This is a genomic window from Serinicoccus hydrothermalis (assembly GCF_001685415.1).
GTDB lineage: Bacteria > Actinomycetota > Actinomycetes > Actinomycetales > Dermatophilaceae > Ornithinicoccus > Ornithinicoccus hydrothermalis.
Map to the genome: position 1 here is coordinate 2045134 of NZ_CP014989.1, position 17649 is coordinate 2062782.

The 17649-nt window shown below is 71.3% G+C and carries 16 protein-coding genes and 2 tRNA genes; 4 read left to right on the forward strand and 14 right to left on the reverse strand.

The window, feature by feature from the left end; all coding sequences use genetic code 11:
* Positions 1-10: 10 nt before the first annotated feature.
* The 6 genes from SGUI_RS09445 to SGUI_RS09465 all read right to left on the reverse strand — a co-directional run bounded on the left by SGUI_RS09445 (position 11) and on the right by SGUI_RS09465 (position 2226).
* Complete coding sequence (locus SGUI_RS09445; RefSeq protein ID WP_066639232.1) at positions 11-817, reverse strand: SDR family NAD(P)-dependent oxidoreductase; 807 nt, start codon at positions 815-817, stop codon at positions 11-13.
* A gap of 48 nt (positions 818-865) precedes the next feature.
* Positions 866-1108: a helix-turn-helix domain-containing protein gene (locus SGUI_RS09450; RefSeq protein ID WP_066639235.1), complete on the reverse strand. Its 243-nt coding sequence runs from the start codon at positions 1106-1108 to the stop codon at positions 866-868.
* Positions 1108-1785, reverse strand: a complete 678-nt coding sequence (locus SGUI_RS09455) for a DUF2975 domain-containing protein (protein ID WP_083190601.1) — start codon at positions 1783-1785, stop codon at positions 1108-1110. The genes SGUI_RS09450 and SGUI_RS09455 overlap by 1 nt, the downstream gene beginning before the upstream one ends.
* A gap of 61 nt (positions 1786-1846) precedes the next feature.
* Positions 1847-1919, reverse strand: a tRNA-Ala gene (locus SGUI_RS09460).
* A gap of 55 nt (positions 1920-1974) precedes the next feature.
* Positions 1975-2106, reverse strand: a complete 132-nt coding sequence (locus SGUI_RS18045) for a DLW-39 family protein (RefSeq protein ID WP_237141317.1) — start codon at positions 2104-2106, stop codon at positions 1975-1977.
* 43 nt (positions 2107-2149) lie between these two features.
* Positions 2150-2226: transfer RNA gene (locus tag SGUI_RS09465), tRNA-Ile, on the reverse strand.
* Positions 2227-2354: 128 nt separating this feature from the next.
* Between SGUI_RS09465 and SGUI_RS09470 the strand changes: the two genes are divergently transcribed.
* The 4 genes from SGUI_RS09470 (at position 2355) to SGUI_RS09485 (ending at position 5344) form a co-directional block, all read left to right on the forward strand.
* Positions 2355-3281 (forward strand): ABC transporter ATP-binding protein, encoded by a 927-nt coding sequence (locus SGUI_RS09470; protein ID WP_066639241.1) that lies wholly within the window; start codon positions 2355-2357, stop codon positions 3279-3281.
* Entirely contained in the window at positions 3278-4132 is an 855-nt protein-coding gene (locus SGUI_RS09475) for an ABC transporter permease (protein ID WP_066639250.1), read from the forward strand. Before SGUI_RS09470 ends, SGUI_RS09475 begins: the two co-directional genes overlap by 4 nt.
* A 4-nt stretch (positions 4133-4136) precedes the next feature.
* On the forward strand, positions 4137-4373 hold the full coding sequence (locus tag SGUI_RS17435; RefSeq protein WP_066639253.1) for a helix-turn-helix transcriptional regulator: 237 nt from the start codon (positions 4137-4139) through the stop codon (positions 4371-4373).
* Between the two features lie 74 nt (positions 4374-4447).
* Positions 4448-5344: a universal stress protein gene (locus SGUI_RS09485; RefSeq protein ID WP_066639256.1), complete on the forward strand. Its 897-nt coding sequence runs from the start codon at positions 4448-4450 to the stop codon at positions 5342-5344.
* A 13-nt stretch (positions 5345-5357) separates the two neighbouring features.
* Here SGUI_RS09485 and SGUI_RS09490 read toward each other — a convergent pair whose 3' ends face one another.
* From SGUI_RS09490 to dnaA, 8 genes are all read right to left on the reverse strand, one after another.
* A complete protein-coding gene (locus tag SGUI_RS09490) occupies positions 5358-6113 on the reverse strand; it encodes a DUF3566 domain-containing protein (protein ID WP_066639259.1) in 756 nt (251 codons plus the stop codon).
* Positions 6110-8812: a DNA gyrase subunit A gene (gene gyrA, locus SGUI_RS09495; protein WP_066639262.1), complete on the reverse strand. Its 2703-nt coding sequence runs from the start codon at positions 8810-8812 to the stop codon at positions 6110-6112. Before gyrA ends, SGUI_RS09490 begins: the two co-directional genes overlap by 4 nt.
* 83 nt (positions 8813-8895) lie before the next feature.
* On the reverse strand, positions 8896-11010 hold the full coding sequence (gene gyrB, locus SGUI_RS09500) for a DNA topoisomerase (ATP-hydrolyzing) subunit B (protein ID WP_066643167.1): 2115 nt from the start codon (positions 11008-11010) through the stop codon (positions 8896-8898).
* A 290-nt stretch (positions 11011-11300) separates the two neighbouring features.
* Complete coding sequence (locus tag SGUI_RS09505; RefSeq protein ID WP_066643170.1) at positions 11301-11786, reverse strand: DciA family protein; 486 nt, start codon at positions 11784-11786, stop codon at positions 11301-11303.
* Between the two features lie 71 nt (positions 11787-11857).
* On the reverse strand, positions 11858-13102 hold the full coding sequence (gene recF / locus SGUI_RS09510) for a DNA replication/repair protein RecF (RefSeq protein WP_066639265.1): 1245 nt from the start codon (positions 13100-13102) through the stop codon (positions 11858-11860).
* Between the two features lie 44 nt (positions 13103-13146).
* Positions 13147-14127 (reverse strand): phosphogluconate dehydrogenase (NAD(+)-dependent, decarboxylating), encoded by a 981-nt coding sequence (gene gnd, locus SGUI_RS09515; RefSeq protein ID WP_066639268.1) that lies wholly within the window; start codon positions 14125-14127, stop codon positions 13147-13149.
* Between the two features lie 46 nt (positions 14128-14173).
* Positions 14174-15307, reverse strand: a complete 1134-nt coding sequence (gene dnaN / locus SGUI_RS09520; RefSeq protein ID WP_066639271.1) for a DNA polymerase III subunit beta — start codon at positions 15305-15307, stop codon at positions 14174-14176.
* Between the two features lie 473 nt (positions 15308-15780).
* The gene (dnaA, locus tag SGUI_RS09525; RefSeq protein ID WP_066639273.1) at positions 15781-17286 is read right to left on the reverse strand and encodes a chromosomal replication initiator protein DnaA; all 1506 of its coding nucleotides are present in this window, start codon (positions 17284-17286) and stop codon (positions 15781-15783) included.
* Positions 17287-17649 lie beyond the last annotated feature (363 nt).

Sequence of the window (17649 nt, forward strand, 5' to 3'; positions counted from 1 at the left end):
CGGCGGGGTGTCAGCGCAGGTGGCTGGCGCCGTTGAGGTCCAGCACCGCCCCGGAGGCCCACTCCGCCCGCGGGTCGGCCAGGGCGAGCACGGCATCGGCGACCTCGTGGGGCTGGGCGACCCGGCCGAACGGGCTCTGCGCCTTCGTGGCGGCCCCTCGGTCCCCGGCCAGCGCATACCCGGCCATCTCGGTCTCGATGAAGCCCGGTGCCACCGAGGTCACCGCGATGCCGTGCCGACCCAGCCGCTGCGCCATGGACTGGCCGAAGGAGTGCAGGCCGGCCTTGCTCGCACCGTAGGCCGGGATGTCCGGTTCGCCCCGGTAGGCGCCGCGGCTGCCGACGTTGACGATGCGGCCGACGGGGACGCCGTCCGCGGGTGAGACGTCGATCATGTGGCGGGCCACCTGCCAGGTCAGGTGGGCCGGGCCGAGCAGGTTGGTCTCCAGGGTGCGCCGCCAGATCTCCACCCATTCGGGGTATGACGTCTCCTCGAGCGGGTGGTCACCGCGCCGGCTCCCGCCCTCCGACGGGGCGGCGAGCATCGCCGCGTTGTTCACCAGGACGTCGACCCGGCCCAGGGCGTCGACCGACTCGTCTGCCAACCGCTCGACGGCGTCCGGGTCGGCGAGGTCGGCCTGCACGACGGTGTGCCCGTCACCGGGGAGGGAGCGGCATACCTCGTGGGCGGCCGCCTCGCTGCCGAGGTAGTGGACGACGACCCGGTCGCCCCGCGCCGCGAAGGCCCGGGCCACTGCGGCCCCCACGCCCCGGGAGGAGCCGGTGACCAGGACGCCGCGGGAGGGGTGGGAGCTCATGCGGTCATCCTGTCAGAGGCCCTTCCCGCCCGGCGGGAAAGGCCCGGATCAGCCTGGCTGGCCGACCGTCGTGGGACGGACGCTGAGGAGATCGCCGACCTGGCAGCCCAGCACCTCGCAGATCGCGGTGAGGGTGGAGAAGCGGATGGCCTTGGCGCGGTCGTTCTTCAGCACCGAGATGTTGACCGGGGTCACCCCCACCGCCTCGGCGAGCGCGGACACCGTCATCCCCCGCGCGGCGAGCAGCTCGTCCAGGTGGCAGGACACCCGGTGCCCGTCCTCGGCCGGCATCAGACCAGACCGTCGACGTCAGCGCGCAGCTTCGTGCCGTTGGCGAAGGCCTGGGCGATCGCTGCGAGCAGCAACCCCCCGACCATCCATCCGAACGAGAACTCGAAAGCGAAGGCGCGCACATCTCTGGCCATGAGGATCTTCGCAGTGGCGACCGCTGTGACGAAGTCGGCCACGATCGGCACCACCACCAGCAGCAGAGCCATCACTCTCAACCGCCACACATTGATCCGGGTGAAGGGCTCTCCACGGCCCATGTCCCGCAGCAGACGCGTCACCAGGACGGCACCCCAGACCATCGCGGCCAGGGACAGCACCTGAGGGGCCATCAGCAGGGCGAAGTGGCCCGCCGACACGCCGTCGACCAGCACCTGTGCATCCGGCATCCCCACCACACGCCCCGTGCCTGCGGCACCCGCGTCGACCTCGAGCGGGACGCCCACGAGGGTGACCTGCCGGCGCAGCATCCAGTCCAGGCTGATGAAGAGCCCGTATGCCGCCGACACACCGACGGCCAGCCAGAGCACCGCCGTCGTCGCGATCTTGTCGGCGCGGTCGAAACGAGCCCAGTCCTTGCGGTCACGTCGGTCCTCGGATGCACGCATGGTGTCCTCCCTCACTCCGATGCCCGGGATGGGCTTATCGTTCTTCGATGCTATCGAGAAACGATATGTCATGCAAGCGGGTATGCGAGAGGCCCTCCCCGGATCTCCGGGAAGGGCCTCTGTCGTCACTCGGTGGAGGCGACCGGACTCGAACCGACAACCCTCTGCTTGCAAAGCAGATGCGCTACCAATTGCGCCACGCCCCCGAGGGGTATGCAGTTGTGCGCCCGTCACCGGGCGCGGGACGGACCGGGTCCGGGGTTACTGACCCGGCTGGTTGGGGACGTCGTCCGTGGCCTCGGCCCACAGGTCGCGCTCGGCCTGCTGGTCCTGCATCCGCTTGAGGGCGACCAGGCCGGCCGCGGCGGCGGCCACCATGAGCAGTCGCTTCATGTCTGCATCAACTCCTGCCTCCGGGTCGGCTGCTGCCGACGGGTGGTGGGCCTAACTGGACTTGAACCAGTGACCTCTGTCTTATCAGGACAGCGCTCTAACCGACTGAGCTATAGGCCCGGGCACGTGCGTGCACGCGAGGATCGAGGTTACCTCACGCCCGAGAGCGCCACCAAAACCGCGCCGGGAGCGGACCAGGGGTGTCACGGACCTTGCACGATTTGTAGCAGACCTACTACATTCCGTGCATGGAGAACGAACCCGTGATCGAGTGCCGTGCGCTCGTCATGGCCTACGGCGACCACGTCGTGCTGGACGGCGTGGACCTCACCGTCACCCGCGGCCAGGTGGTGGCCCTGCTCGGTCCGAACGGCGCCGGCAAGACGACGACCGTCGAGATCCTCGAGGGATTCCGCCACCCCTCGCGCGGACAGGTACGCGTGCTGGGGGCGGACCCCGCGTCGGCACCGGAGTCGTGGCGCTCACGGGTGGGGGTCGTGCTGCAGAGCTGGCGCGACCACGGCACCTGGAAGGTCCGTGACCTGGTCGACGTCATCGGCGCCTACTACGCCCCTTACGGCACTGCGCGGACTCCCCGCCCCTGGCCCTCCGAGGACCTCCTCGCCCGGGTGGGTCTGGCCGACCACGCCGGCAGGCGTATCGACAAGCTCTCCGGAGGGCAGCGTCGCCGGCTGGACGTCGCCATCGGACTGGTGGGCCGCCCCGAGCTGCTCTTTCTCGACGAGCCGAGCACCGGCCTCGACCCCGCCGGGCGGCGGGACGTGCACGACCTGGTGGCGGATCTGGCCGACCTCGACACGACCGTCCTCGTCACGACGCACGACCTGGCGGAGGCGGAGAAGATCGCCGACCGGCTGCTCATCCTGGCCGGGGGCCGGATCGTCGCCGACGGGACACCGGACGACCTGCGCCTCGAGCTCTCCCGCTCCAGCGAGGTGCGGCTGCGCGACCGGGCCACCGGGGAGGTCAGCGTTCACGCCGAACCGGACCCCACGGCATACCTGACCCAGGTGCTGAGCTGCCGACCCGGCGAGGTGGAGGTGCTCGAGGTCCGTGCCGCCTCGCTCGAGGACGTCTACCTCGACATCGTGCGGCGCAGCGAGACCCCCGACCCGGATCCGTCCCCCTCGCCCACGATGGAGGCCCTCCCGTGAGCACCGCCCTCCCGTCCGCGGTGCTCGGGGCCGCGGCCCACCAGGCCCGGATCACCCTGGTCCGCAAGTACACCTCCGCCGCCGGCGTCAGCACGGTCGTCGTCTCGCTCGCCGTCCTCGTGCTGCTCTGGTTCGTGCGCGACGTCCAGCTGGGGGCCGCGCAGGTGGGCGCGGGCGGCTACATCTTCAGCGGCTTCCTCGCCTTCGGCGTCATCGCCGCCGCGGTCCTCGGCGTCGCCGGAGAGCTGCAGGCCGAGCGCGAGGACGGCACCCTGCTGCGCGCCAAGGCCGTCCCCCACGGGATGACCGGCCACCTGGTCGCCAAGCTGCTCGCCGCCCCGGTCGACGCCCTGGTGCCCGTGCTCCCCGCGCTCGTGGGCGCCGCGCTGCTGCTGCCCGACTCCATGCCGCAGGACGTGGCGTCGTGGGTCCTGCTCGTCCTCGTCTTCGGCCTCGGCGTGCTGACCATGCTCCCCTGGGGTGCGGTGCTGGGGTCGGTCTTCCGCACGATGATCGGGCTCGCCTGGGCGATGATGTCGATGTATGCCCTCGCCGCGCTCTCCGGCGTCTTCTACCCGGTCGGCGGCTGGCCGGCGCCGCTGCAGTGGGTCGCGCAGCTCAGCCCGCTCTACTGGATCGGTGTGGCGGTGCGCAGCGTCCTGCTCCCGGAGGGCGCTGCGGCGGCGGAGATCGGTGGCGAGTTCCGGCTCGAGCTGGCGCTGGTCGTCCTCCTCGCCTGGGCGGTCGCGGGCCTCTTCATCGCTCCGGTGCTGCTGCGACGGATGGCGAGGCGCCAGTCGGGCAGCGCCGTCCAGGCGGCGCGCGAGCGCGTCCTCGCGAAGGGCTACTGAGCCCGTGCCGGGGGAGTCCTCCGCGCTGCACAACCGGATCGCCGTGCTCCGGGTGGAGCGGCGGATCAGCCGCCGCGAGCTGGCGCGGGCGCTCGGCGTCCACTACCAGACCGTGGGCTACCTCGAGCGCGGGGAGTACAGCCCGTCCCTCGTCCTCGCGCTGCAGATCGCCGAGTTCTTCGGGCTCCCGGTCGAGGCGGTCTTCAGCCGTGAACCCTTCCCACCCATCGGTCTCGACTGACACGGTGGAACCCTCTGGAGTGATATACTACTTTTTGTAGTAGTTACCGACGATGCACGAAGGAGTGGTGGATCATGGTGGAGCAGGTTCAGTCGACGGGACGGCCCCTGGTGGTGGGCTTCGACGGATCGGACAGCGCCGAGCAGGCGGTGCGCTGGGCGGCACAGGCTGCCGCCCGCGCCGGCCAGCCCCTCGTCGTCCTGCACGCGGCCGACCGGATCGTCTATGCGCAGGACGAGGTCGCAGGCATCTGGGACCCCGCGCAGATGCAGGAGGTCTCGCTCCGCGCGGCGGAGGCAGGTGCGCGGATCGCGCGGGAGCAGGAGCCGGGGCTGACGGCCACCGCCCAGTCCTCGCTGCTCAGCCCGCGGCAGGCCCTCGACGAGGCGTCCGCGCAGGCGGCCGGCGTGGTCGTGGGGACCCGCGGCCTCGGTCGGGTCCGCAAGGCCCTGGTCGGCACCACGGCCTACGGGGTGTCCGGGCACTCGCGCTGCCCGGTCACCGTGGTCCCCCACGACGCGCCCGTCCCGGGCCCCGGGGCGCCGGTCGTCGTCGGGATCGACGGCTCGGTCAGCGGCGAGCGTGCCCTGGCGGTCGCCGCACGTGAGGCCGAGATGTGGGGCGCCGAGCTGCACATCGTCTGCAGCTGGGAGCGGCCGCACGAGGACCCCTGGGGTCTGCCCCCGGTCGGCTTCAGCACGGTGCAGGAGGCGGCCGATGCGGCCCAGGAGGGCGCCGAGGAGATCCTGCGGGAGGCCGCCGAGCGGCTCCAGCGCGAGCACGAGGGCCTGGTGGTGAGCACGAAGGCCCCGTCCGGGCGCACCGAGGAGAGCCTGCTCGAGGCCACCGAGGGAGCCGGGCTGCTCGTGCTCGGCAACCGCGGTCACGGCCGGCTGTCGGTGATGCTGCTGGGGTCCACGACCTCGCACATGCTGCACCTGAGCAGGATCGCCGTCCAGGTCGTGCCCTGACCGGGCACTGCGCTCACTCGTCGGAGAGCGTCACCTGGGCGCCTCCGACGAGGGCGGCGCAGATGTTGTAGAGGAATGCCGACAGGGTCGCGAGCGCGGTGAGCAGGAAGACGTTGAGCACGCCCAGCACCGCGGCCAGCGACAGCACCCGGCTGAACCCGAGGTAGTCGGTGAGGTCGATCGTCGGCCCACCGGCCTCACCGCTGGTGATCTGGGTGAGGAAGTCGTTGATGGTGGAGAAGACGTTCATCCCGGACAGCACGGTCCACAGCACCGCGACCATGACCACCCCGGAGATCCCCAGGGCCACCGAGACCAGGAAGCTGATCTTGAGCACCGACCAGGGGTCGATGCGCTGAGCGGTGAGCCGGACCCGGCGCGGGCCGCCACGACGCGGGGCGGGTCTGGAGGGCACCCGGTTGCCCGAGGTCCGTGCCGTGCTGGCCGGCGAGCCGCCACGGGGGCCGGTGCCGCGGGGAGGTCCTCCCCGTCCGGCGCTCGCCCCGGCGGCCGACCCGGAGGCCAGCCCGGCGGTGGCACCGCGCAGCGCCCGCGCCTTCCGGGTCGCGAGGTCGCGTCCCTGGGCGGTGCGGGCCAGGGCACCGTCCTTCATCTTGGCGGCGGCGGAGCGGGAGTCGCCCGAGGACTCCTCACCGGACTCCGGCGTCGATCCGGACTCCGGCTCCTCCTCGGGGCTCGCCTTCTCGTGCACCTGCGTCTCGTCGGTGGAGGACGCAGCCTGCCCGGACGGGCCAGACGTGCTGCTCATGCCCCATCTCCCTCGGTGCTCTCGGGGTCGGCCTCGGTGGTCGACGCGGAGTCATCGGCCTGACCCGACGTTACGCCATCGACCGCCCCGTCCGGTGCATCCGCGCCGGGCACCGGCTCGGCCCCGGCCTCGACGAGCTCCTCCTCGGCGGCAGCCTCGGCGTTGCGCGCCACCGCGACGATGGCGTCGCCCTTGCCCGGTCGGGCGAAGATGACCCCGCTGGTGTCGCGCCCGGTCACCCGGACGCCGTTCTCGCCGCCGACGCGCGAGCGCACGACGTTTCCGCGCTCGGTGAGCACCAGCACCTCGTCGGTCTCGTCGACGAGCAGCGCGCCGACGACCTCGCCGGCCTTCTCGGTGGCCCGGGCGACCTTGATGCCCAGGCCGCCGCGGCCCTGGAGCCGGTACTGCGAGACCGGGGTGCGCTTGGCCATCCCCGACTCGAAGACGACGAAGACGAACGGGTCGGTGCCGGCGGCGACCACCTGCATGGCGAGCAGGTGGTCCTCCCCGCGGAACTTCATCCCGGTCACCCCGGAGGTCGCGCGCCCCATCGGCCGCAGCGTGTCGTCGGCCGCCGGGAAGCGCACCGACTGACCCCCGCCGGAGACGAGGAGCACGTCGTCCTCCCCGTGCGCCAGGGCGGCGCCGACCAGCTCGTCACCCTCCCGCAGGTTGACGGCGATGAGCCCGCCGGAGCGCGCGGAGTCGTAGTCCGGCAGCCGCGACTTCTTGACCAGCCCGTTCCTCGTCGCGAGCAGCAGGTAGGGCGCCTGCTCGTAGTCCCGCAGCGGCAGCACCGAGCGGATCGTCTCGTCCGGCTGGAAGGCCATGAGGTTGGCGACGTGCTGCCCCTTGCCAGTGGGCCCGGCCTCGGGGAACTCGTAGGCCTTGGACCGGTAGACCCGGCCCTGGTCGGTGAAGAAGAGCATCCAGTGGTGCGTGCTGGTGACGAAGAAGTGCTGCACCACGTCGTCGGCCCGCAGCGCAGCGCCGCGCTTGCCCTTGCCACCACGGTTCTGCGCGCGGTACTCACGCACCGGGGTCCGCTTGACGTAGCCCCCGCGGGTGATCGTGACGACCACGTCCTCCTCGGGGATGAGGTCCTCCATCGACATGTCGCCGTCGAAGAGGTCGATCTTGGTCCGCCGGTCGTCGCCGAACTTGTCGACGATCTCGGCCAGCTCGGTGGAGATGATCTCGCGCTGCCGCTCCGGGCTGGCGAGGATGGCCTCGAACTCCTGGATCTGCGCCTCGAGCGCGTCGTGCCGCTCCTGGATCTCCTGCCGCTCCAGGGCCGCGAGCCGGCGCAGCTGCAGGTCCAGGATGGCACGCGCCTGGTCGTCGTCGATGTCGAGCAGCGCCTTGAGGCCCTCGCGCGCCTCGTCCGCCGACGGGCTGCGCCGGATGAGGGCGATGACCTCGTCCAGCTGGTCCAGCGCCTTGAGGTAGCCGCGGTAGACGTGGATCTGCTTCTCCGCCTCGCGCAGCCGGTAGGAGGTGCGTCGGACGATGACCTCGACCTGGTGCTCCACCCAGTGCCGGATGAAGGCGGAGATCGGCAGCGTCCGCGGCACCCCGTCGACGAGCGCCAGCATGTTGGCGCCGAAGGACTGCTGCAGCTGGGTGTGCTTGTAGAGGTTGTTGAGGACGACCTTGGCGACGGCGTCGCGCTTGAGCACGATGACGAGCCGCTGCCCGGTCCGACCGGAGGTCTCGTCGCGCAGGTCGGCGATGCCGTTGACCTTGCCGTCCTTGACCAGCTCGGCGATCTTCTTGGCCAGGCTGTCCGGGTTGACCTGGTAGGGCAGCTCGGTCGCGACCAGGCAGGTGCGGCCCTGGATCTCCTCGACCTCGACCACGGCCCGCATGATGATCGAGCCCCGGCCGGTGCGGTATGCCTCCTCGATCCCCTTCTTGCCCATGATGAGCGCGCCGGTCGGGAAGTCCGGGCCGGGGATGATCTCGAGCAGCGCCTCCAGGAGCTCCTCGCGGGAGGCCTCCGGGTGGTCCAGCAGCCACTGGGCGCCGGCGGCGACCTCGCGCAGGTTGTGCGGCGGGATCTGGGTCGCCATGCCCACCGCGATGCCGGCCGACCCGTTGACCAGCAGGTTCGGGAAGCGCGCCGGGAGGACGGCCGGCTCCCTGGTCTTGCCGTCGTAGTTGTCGACCATGTCGACGGTGTCTTCGCGGATGTCGCGCACCATCTCCATGGCCAGCGGGTGCATACGGCACTCGGTGTAGCGCGGCGCGGCCGCCGGGTCGTCGCCGGGCGTGCCGAAGTTGCCCTGGCCCTGCACGAGCGGGTGGCGCATCGACCAGTCCTGCACCAGCCGGACGAGGGCGTCGTAGATCGCGCCGTCACCGTGCGGGTGGTAGTGGCCCATGACGTCGCCGACGACGCGGGCGCACTTGTTGAAGCCGCGGTCCGGGCGGTAGCCGCCGTCGTACATCGCGTACAGGACCCGGCGGTGCACCGGCTTGAGCCCGTCACGCACGTCCGGCAGCGCCCGGGAGACGATGACGCTCATCGCGTACTCGATGTAGCTGCGCTGCATCTCCGCGTTGAGGTCGATCGGCTCGATCCGGTCACCACCCTCGGCGGCCACGGCCGCCTCGAGCGCCGCGTCGGCGCGCTGCGCGGCGCCGGCGGCATCCGGGATCTCGGGAAGGTCGGGGGTCTGGTCGTCGTCAGCCATCAGTTCCTCGGTATGCGGTCACGCAGGTCTTCGCACTGCTCCGGTGGTCGGGGGGTCGGCGGGGGGCGCAGCCCCCCGCCTGACTAGATGTCCAGGAAGCGGACGTCACGGGCGTTGCGCTGGATGAACGCACGCCGGGACTCGACGTCCTCGCCCATGAGGATCGCGAAGATCTCGTCGGCCTTCGCCGCGTCCTCCAGGGAGACCTGGAGCAGCACGCGGGTGTCCGGGTTCATCGTGGTGTCCCACAGCTCGCTGTAGTCCATCTCGCCCAGACCCTTGTAGCGCTGCACGCCGGTGTCCTTGGGCAGCCGCCAGCCCTTGCTCTGGCCCTCGGTGACCAGGGCGTCCCGCTCCCGGTCGGTGAAGGCGAACTGGTGCTCGGCGTTGGTCCACTTGATCCGGTAGAGCGGCGGCTGCGCGAGGTAGACGTAACCGGCCTCGATGAGCGGCTTCATGAACCGGAACAGCAGCGTCAGCAGCAGGGTGCGGATGTGCATTCCGTCGACGTCGGCGTCCGCCATGAGCACGATCTTGTGGTAGCGCGCCTTGGAGATGTCGAAGTCCTCGCCGATGCCGGTGCCGAAGCCGCTGATGAGCGCCTGGACCTCGGTGTTGGCGAGGATCTTGTCCAGCCGGGCCTTCTCGACGTTGAGGATCTTGCCGCGGATCGGCAGGATCGCCTGGTTGTGCGGGTTGCGCCCGCGCACCGCGGAGCCGCCGGCCGAGTCACCCTCGACGATGAAGACCTCGGAGATCGTGGGGTCGTTGGACTGGCAGTCGCGCAGCTTGCCCGGCAGGCCGCCGGACTCGAGCAGCCCCTTGCGCCGGGTGGCGTCGCGCGCCTTGCGTGCGGCGATCCGCGCGGTCGCGGCCTGGACCGCCTTGCCGACGATCTCCTTGCCCTCCCGCGGGTGCGCCTGCAGCCAGTGCCCGAACTCCTCGTACATCGCGGCCTGGACGAAGCTGCGCACCTCGGAGTTGCCGAGCTTGGTCTTGGTCTGCCCCTCGAACTGCGGCTCGCCCAGCTTGACGCTGATGACCGCGGTCAGTCCCTCGCGGATGTCGTCGCCGGTGAGGTTGGGGTCCTTCTCCTTGAGCAGCCGCTGCTCGCGGGCGAAGTCGTTGACCAGGCGGGTCAGCGCCGAGCGGAAGCCCTCCTCGTGGGTGCCGCCCTCGTGCGTGTTGACCGCGTTGGCGTAGGTGTGGACCGCCTCGGTGTAGGCGCTGGTCCACTGCATCGCCACCTCGAGGCTGAGCGTCCGGTCCTCGTCCGAGCTCTCGAAGGCGATGACGTCCTCATGCACCGGCTCGCTGCGCTTGGACTTGTTGAGGTAGGTGACGTAGTCGAGCAGGCCGTTGTCGTAGCGGTAGGTGTGGTGCTTGCCCTTCGTGCGCGAGCCGGCAGCCCCCTGCTCCGCGCCGGGGGTGGCGCCGTCCTCGTCCTGCTCACCCTCGCCGTCGATGGGGTCGTCGTCCAGGGCGTCGACGTCGGTCTCGACCGTGCTCGGACGCTCGTCGGTGAGCCCGATGGTCAGGCCCTTGTTGAGGAAGGCCGTCTGCTGGAACCTGGCCCGCAGGGTCTCGTAGTCGAACTCGACGGTGTCGAAGATGTCGGTGCTGGGCCAGAAGGTGATCGTCGTGCCGCTCTGGCGCTCCTCATCGGTGACGGCCTCCCGCTCGGCGAGCGGAGCCTGCGGCACCCCGAGGCTGTAGGTCTGGGTGAAGACCTTGCCGCGCTGGCGCACCTCGACGTCGAGCCGCTCGGAGAGCGCGTTGACGACCGAGGAGCCGACGCCGTGCAGCCCGCCCGAGACCTTGTAGCCCCCGCCGCCGAACTTTCCGCCCGCGTGCAGCTGGGTGAGGACGAGCTCGACCGCGGGCTTCTTCTCCACCGGGTGGATGTCGGTCGGGATCCCGCGCCCGTCGTCGCGGACCCGGATGGCGCCCTCCGCGGTCATGGTGACGTCGATCTGCTCGGCCTCTCCGGCCAGCGCCTCGTCCACCGCGTTGTCCACGATCTCCCACACGAGGTGGTGCAGGCCGCGCGGGCCGGTCGACCCGATGTACATCCCGGGACGCTTGCGGACCGCCTCGAGGCCCTCCAGCACGGTGATCGCCGAGGCGTCGTAGGCCGAGGCGGTGGCGAGCGACTCCGGGTCCCCGCTCTGGACGTCGGCCTCCGGGAGCTCAGGCATCGCGACGTCCGCGGCGATGTTGTCGTCGCCGTCGCCGTCGTCGCTGACAGGGGGTGCGCCGTGCTCTGGTCCGGCAGTGGACAAGGGAGCTCCTCGGATGAACGGGCAAAGACGTCTCAGTCTACCCCGTCCGACCGGCAATTCCGAGTTCCCACAGACCGGTGGTGGCCGTTCGCGGCCCGGGAGACGGCCTGTGAGCGGAGCGACCCCGGATCAGGGATCCCCCCACGCGAGCGGCGGCCGGATCCTCTCGCAGCCCGTATGCCGTCGCGGGGTCTCCGCGTCCGGGCTCAGCCGTAGGTGTCCCGCGGCCCGCGCCCACCCGAGGAGAGCGGACCCTTGCGCCAGTGCGGGCCGGCCGGGCCCTGCACGACGATCTCGTCGACCACGTCCTCGCCGATGAGCTCCTCGATCCGGCCCAGGACGGTGGAGGTGAGCAGTCGCATCTGCGTGGCCCAGGCGGTCGAGCGCGCCCGGACCGTGAGGGTGCGGCCCTCGAAGGCCACGACCTCGACGTTCGCCGCGACCTGGTCGCCGACGATGCTGCGCCACCGGCCGACGACACCACCGACCTGCACCTCCTCGGCCCACCCCCGACCGGCGACCAGCCGGTCCACCTCGGCCCCCAGCAGCTGCGGGTCACGGCGGCCGTCCGCGCCCGGCTCCGTGGTGGCCGGACCGCCGCGGCGACGGGACCGCCCCGCGGCCCCGGGGCGCAGACCCTTGTCCCGCGCGGTCCGTCGCGCCCGCGTCAGCGCCTCCCGTGCCGCATCCATCGGCTCCACGGGGGCGGGAGGCGACGTGGCGGCATCGTCCTGACCCTCCGGCGGGGACTCCGGACGGCCCGTCACGGCAAGGCCTCCGGGGTGCCGGCTCGCGCGACGACGGAGCCGAGCGTCACGTCGAAGACGCGGGCTCCCTCCCCGAGGAGACGATCCGGGACGTCGTCGGCCACCGCGGCCGTGACGAGCACCTGCTCGCAGTCCACCACCAGGTCGGCGAGCCGTTCCCGCCGTCCCGAGTCCAGCTCGGCGAAGACGTCGTCCAGCACCAGCACCGGGTCGGTGCCCAGGTCGTGGCGCAGCAGGTGGAATCCCGCTAGACGCAGGGACAGGGCGAGGCTCCAGGACTCGCCGTGGCTGGCATACCCCTTGGCCTGGAGCGCACCGAGGCTCAGCAGCAGGTCGTCCCGGTGCGGCCCGACGAGGCAGACCCCGCGCTCCTGCTCCTGGGCGCGGACCCCCTCCATCGACTCCAGCAGCGCGGCGACCAGCTCGTCCTGCTCCGGCACCTCACCGGCCGCGACGCGGCGGGCGACGTCGGAGTCCTCGGCGAGGCTGCTCCGGTAGACCGCTCGGGCAGGGGTGTCGCTGTCGCTGATCGTGCGGTATGCCTCGTCCAGGTAGGGCTGCAGGTCCCGCAGGAGCCGGAGCCGGGCGTAGAGCAGAGCACCGCCGATCTGGGCCAGCTGGTCGTCGAAGACGGCCAGCGTGGCCAGCGCGGAGGAGCGGGCGTCCTGGAGGCTCTCGCCCGGGGCGAGGCGCGGTCCGCCGGACCGGCGCGAGGGCGCCCGCCAGAGGTGGGCGGCCTGCTTGAGCAGGGCACCGCGCTGCCGGACGGTCCGGTCGTAGTCGCCCCGCACCGCGGCCCATCTGGGCTGGCGGGCCACGAGCAGGTCGTCCAGGAAGCGCCGGCGCTCACCGGGATCACCCTTGACCAGCGCCAGGTCCTCCGGGGCGAAGAGCACGCTGCGCAGGGTCCCCAGCACGTCCCGCTGCCGCGCGACGGGGGAGCGGTTGAGCCGGGCCCGGTTGGCGCGGCCCGGGACGATCTCCAGCTCGACCAGGGACTCCCGCCCGTCACGGACGACCGTGGCGCGGATGATCGCCGGCCCGCCTGCGTCGGCACGGACCAGCGGCGCGTCCTGCGCGACGCGGTGGCTGCTCAGCGAGGCGACGTAGCCGGCCGCCTCGACGAGGTTGGTCTTGCCCTGGCCGTTGCGCCCGAGCAGCACGCTCACGCCGGGTCCCAGCTCGACCTCGGCCCGGGGGTAGCTCCGGAAGTCGGCGACGCCGAGATGGCTCAGGTGCACGCTCGTCGGGGCAGGTCGGGGTGGGTTCGCCGGCGGGGCCGGCCTCAGGACCCGTCGCCGGGGCGGGACTCGCCCGGGTCGGGACGCTGGGCCTCGGCTCCCTGGTGCACCTCGACCTGCTCGGGGTCGCGGCTGCTCTCGTCGTCGAGCATCTTCACCGCGTGCCCGCCGAACTGGCCGCGCAGCGCGGCGACGGCCTGCATGGCGGGGGAGTTCTCCTGCCGGGAGGCGAAACGGGCGAAGAGGGCGGCGCTGATGACCGGCATCGGCACGGCGTTCTCGATCGCCTCCTCGACGGTCCAGCGGCCCTCGCCGGAGTCGGTCGTGTACTCGTCGATGCCCTTGAGCTCGGGGGTGTCGTCGAGCGCGGTGACGAGCAGGTCCAGCAGCCAGGAGCGGACGACGGTGCCGCGGCTCCAGGCCTGGAAGCAGCCCTTGACGTCCTTGACGATGTCCTTGGCGAGCAGGAGCTCGAAGCCCTCGGCGTAGGCGTGCATGAGGCCGTACTCGATGCCGTTGTGCACCATCTTGGCGTAGTGGCCCGCCCCGACCTCGCCGGCGTGCACGAAGCCCTCCTCGCGGGGCCCCTCGGGCCGCAGCGCGTCGAAGACGGGCATGGCCCGCTCGACGTCGGCGTCGCGGCCGCCGCACATGAGGCCGTAGCCGTTGTCCAGGCCCCAGATGCCGCCGGACACGCCGCAGTCGACGTAGCCGATGCCCTTGGGCTCCATGATCGCGTCCAGCTCGCGGTCCTCGGTGTACTTGGAGTTGCCGCCCTCGATGATGAGGTCACCCTCCTGCAGCAGCTCGCCGAGTTTCTCCACGGTGGACCGGGTGGGGTCGCCGTGCGGCACCATCACCCAGACGATCTTGGGGCTCTCGAGCTGCTCGACCATCTCCTCGATGCTGTCCGCGTCGCGCAGGTTCTCGTCCAGGTCGTAGCCCACGACCTCGATGCCCGAGCGTCGCAGCCGCTCGCGCATGTTGCTGCCCATCTTGCCCAGCCCGATCATGCCGATCTTCATGTGCTCCTCCTTGGTCGAATCCGGACAGGCGTGCGGCGGAGAACCCTCAGCCGGCGAAGCGCACGGGCATGAGGACGTAGCGGTAGCTGTCGTCGGCCTCGCCCTCCAGCTCGGCCTGGCCGGAGATGACCGCCGGCCGGGAGGGCTGGGTGAAGGACAGCCGGGTGAAGGGCTGACCGAGGACGTTCAGCCCGTCGAGCAGGAACTGCGGGTTGAAGGCGATCTCGATCTCCGGCCCCTCGAGCGTGGACTCGACCGCCTCGCTGCCCTGGGCATCGTCCCCGGTGCCCGCCTCGATCGCGAGCTGGCCGTCGGAGAAGCGCAACCGCACCGGGGTGTTGCGCTCGGCGACGAGCGCGACACGGCGCACCGCCTCGATGAAGGCCTGGGTGTCGACGACGGCGACGGAGTCCACCGACGAGGGGAAGATCGAGGTGACCTTGGGGTACTCGCCGTCGAGCAGGCGGGTGGTCGTGCGTCGCTGGCCGGCCTCGAACCCGACCAGCCCGTCACCGCGGCCGGCCTCGCCCAGGGAGAGGTCCACCGACGCGCTTGCGCCGAGGGACTTCGCGGTCTCGGAGAGGGTGCGGGCCGGGATGAGGCACACGTGGTCGGCATCGGTCATGCCCGGGGACCAGGTGAGCTCGCGCTGGGCGAGCCGGTAGCGGTCGGTGGCGAGCATGGTGATCTTCTCGCCGGCGATCTCGACCCGCACGCCGGTGAGGATCGGCAGGGTGTCACCGCGGTCCGCCGCGATGGAGACCTGGTTGACGGCCTGGGTGAAGGAGTCCCCCGGTACCGAGCCGCTGGCCTCGGCCTGGCCCGGCAGCTGCGGGTAGTCCGCGACCGGCATCTGGATGAGCGAGAACCGGCTCGAGCCACAGGTGAGGGAGACCTTGCTCCCGTCCGTGGACACCTCGACCGGCTTCGCCGGCAGGTTGCGGGCGATGTCCGCGAGCAGCCGGCCGAGGACGAGCACCTGTCCCCCCTCGGAGACCTCGGCCTCGACGGTGACGGTCGCCGACACCTCGTAGTCGTAGGCGGAGAACGTCAACGTGCCCTCCGGGTCGGCGGTGAGCAGCACACCGGCCAGCACCGGGACGGGCGGGCGGTTGGACAGGCCGCGGACGACCCACGCCACCGCCTCGGAGAGCACATCGCGCTCGACACGGAACTTCACGACACCTCGAACCTTCCGGACATGTTGGTCTTCGGGGCAACTCTGCCACGTCCGCCGTCACCGCGCTGCAGCACGTCCCCAGGGACGGAGGAGGATCACCCGGGATGACCAGGAACTCGTCATCGTCATCGGGCCTGTGGATCCTGTGGACAACAGGGCCATGGAGGGATGTCATGGCTGGTCGGCGTGCCGATCCGGGCGCGTTCGGACTGTGTATGCCCGGTGGACACCCTGGGAGACGCGGCTCCCCGTCTGGGGACGGACGCCGGCGGTCCCCACGGGTTCCGTCGCCGTGCACCACTCATCCCCAGCCTGACCTGCGACGATCCGCACGTCGTCCACACCCCCTGCACAGGCCGCAGCGAGGCGGGGAGGCGTCGAGGGAGCCCGGTCGTCGGGACGGGTGTGACGAAGGTGAACGCTGAGCCACAACGCACAGGGTTGTCCACAGCTGTGGACAACGTGGGGTCGGCTCAGCGCTGGGAGGCGCGGCGGATGCTGCCGGTGAGCTCGGCGATCTGGTCGTAGAGCGCGCGACGCTCACCGATCTGAGCCCGGATCTTGCGCTCGGCGTGCATGACGGTGGTGTGGTCCCGGCCGCCGAACTCCTGCCCGATCTTCGGCAGCGAGAGGTCGGTCAGCTCCCGGCACAGGTACATCGCCACCTGGCGGGCGTTGACCAGGGTGCGTGACCGGGAGGTGCCGCAGAGCTCGTCGATCGTGATCTGGAAGTACTCGGAGACCTCGCGGATGATCGTCGAGACGGTGATCTGGGCGGTGTCGCTGCCCGGCACGATGTCCTTGAGGACGTGCGCCGCCAGGTCGGCGTCCGCGCGCTGCGAGGACAGCGAGGCGAAGGCCGTGACCCGGATGAGGGCACCCTCCAGCTCGCGGATGTTGGTCGAGATGCGGCTGGCGATGTGCTCCAGGACCTCGTCCGGCAGCTGCATACCCTCCTGCGCCGCCTTCTTGCGCAGGATGGCGATGCGGGTCTCCAGGTCAGGGGGCTGCACATCGGTGAGTAGACCCCACTCGAACCGGCTCCGCATCCGCTCGGCGAAGCCGGAGAGCCGCTTGGGCGGCTGGTCGGAGGTGATGACGACCTGCTTCTCGCTGTTGTGCAGCGTGTTGAAGGTGTGGAAGAACTCCTCGACCGTCTGCTCCTTGCCCTGCAGGAACTGGATGTCGTCGACGAGGAGGAAGTCCACGTTGCGGTAGCGCCGCTGGAACGCCCCGGCCTTGTCGTCGCGGATCGAGTTGATGAAGTCGTTGGTGAACTCCTCGGAGTTCACGTAGCGCACCCGCACCCCCGGGTACAGCTTGCGGGCGTAGTGCCCGATGGCGTGCAGCAGGTGGGTCTTGCCCAGACCGGACTCGCCGTAGATGAACAGCGGGTTGTAGGCGCGCGCCGGGGACTCGGCGACCGCCAGCGACGCGGCGTGCGCGAACCGGTTGGAGGGGCCGGACACGAAGGTGTCGAAGGTGTACTTCGGGTTGAGCCGGGCCTCGTCGGCCGCCCCGGTCACGGCCGGACCGGCCGGGGTGGCCGGCCGGGGTATGCCGTTGGTCGCCCTGGACCGGGCGTCGTCGGGGGCAGGGTCGGCGGAGGTGCTGGAGCTGGGTGCCGAGGCTGGCCTGGTGAGGGACTCGCGGGTGGTGGCGCCGCCCGACGTGTCGTCGGCCTCGTCGTCCGCCTCCTCCTCGACCCGCTCGCGCAGGGCGTCGTCGACGGTGATGGCCACCCGGATCTCGAGGTCGAGCTCGCGCGACAGGCCGTCCTCGATCGGCTGGCGCAGGCTGGTCTCGAGCATCTCCTTGGTGTGCGGGTACGGCACCGCAAGCAGCACGGTCGTGTCGATGACCCCCACCATCCGGGTGAGCTGCAGGAAGGCACGCTCCCGGGCGTTGATACCCGCGGTCTCCAGCTGGTCGACCACCCGGGCCCAGACGTCCTCGGAGGTGGTCGTGGGCTGGGACATGGGTGGGCTCAGCCCCTCTCGGAAACGGACCGGACGTCGACAAGAACAGTTGTCCACAAAGTTGTCCACAGGGTGTGGACGAAGCGGTGGAGATCTGCCGGAAGCGCCGACGCTAACAAGCGTGACCGCGGCCCCGCAAGTGACCGGTTCGACCGGATCCGTGCCTCCTCGGCGTGTCGCCGCCGAACCTGCTGATCGGGTCGGTGAGGATGCCCGGTTCGGGTGTCTCGGCCGCTGGACGCTCGCGCGTTTGACCGGTGTGGACCCGCTCCCGTACCGTGGAGCAGGCCGTTTTTCGGCCGCTTTCGCCTGCCCGTGCAGCGTCCTCGTTGACGATGACGGGCTTCCGTTGGCGGCCGAGCC